Annotated in this window: 1 pseudogene; it reads right to left on the bottom strand. The window is 57.2% G+C overall.

The features are described 5' to 3' along the window. Window positions 1-178 precede the first annotated feature (178 nt). Window positions 179-627: pseudogene (locus NKH19_RS33400) on the bottom strand (AMP-binding enzyme); the annotation flags it as partial. Window positions 628-750: the final 123 nt, after the last annotated feature.

The following is a 750-nucleotide window of genomic DNA, read 5'->3' on the forward strand; positions in this document are numbered from 1 at the left end:
TATTTCATCTTATCGGGGAACAGCCACCCTCCAAGGCTATGATCGGTTCAGGGCGCGTCGCTCCCGCGATTACCCCATGTGGATGCACCCTCCGGCGGGCGTCGTATGAAGCCTGTTCAGCGCCGCGGTGGCGCTCACGACTGAGCCCATCTCATATTAAGCCCGCACAACAGTCACTTCATTCTGCCAGTTCCGGCAGGTCTCGGTAAAGATCCAATGCCTCGGGATTGGCGAGTGCTTCCATATTCTTGATCGCACGTCCGTGGACGACATCGCGCACGGCAAGTTCTGTAATTTTGCCAGATTTCGTGCGTGGAATATCGGCCACCTGTATAACTTTTGCCGGTACGTGGCGCGGGCTTGCACCAGTGCGAATCTGGGTTTTGATCTTGTTGACCATGTCCGCGTTGAGCCTGATGCCTTTCGCCAGCTTGACGAACAGTACGACGCGTACTTCGTTGTTGAAGTCTTGGCCGATGCAAAGCGATTCCAGAATTTCCGGAATGTGTTCGACCTGATTGTAGATTTCAGCCGTCCTATTCCTACCCCGCCGGGATTCAAGGTCGCGTCCGAGCGACCATGGATGATCAAGCCGCCGTGCTCGGTCCATTCTGCAACGTCGCCATGATGACCTGCCACCGAATTTTCATCCAGCGGCAATTAGAGCCTCGGCGGGTTGTACGCCGTATGGCGCGGGTTGAGCAACGGGCGATCGGCGGAGCTGGTCGGGGTTGCGCAGCCGATCGCCCG

The sequence above is a fragment of the Mesorhizobium sp. M1338 genome, from assembly GCF_040318045.1.
Classification (GTDB): domain Bacteria; phylum Pseudomonadota; class Alphaproteobacteria; order Rhizobiales; family Rhizobiaceae; genus Mesorhizobium.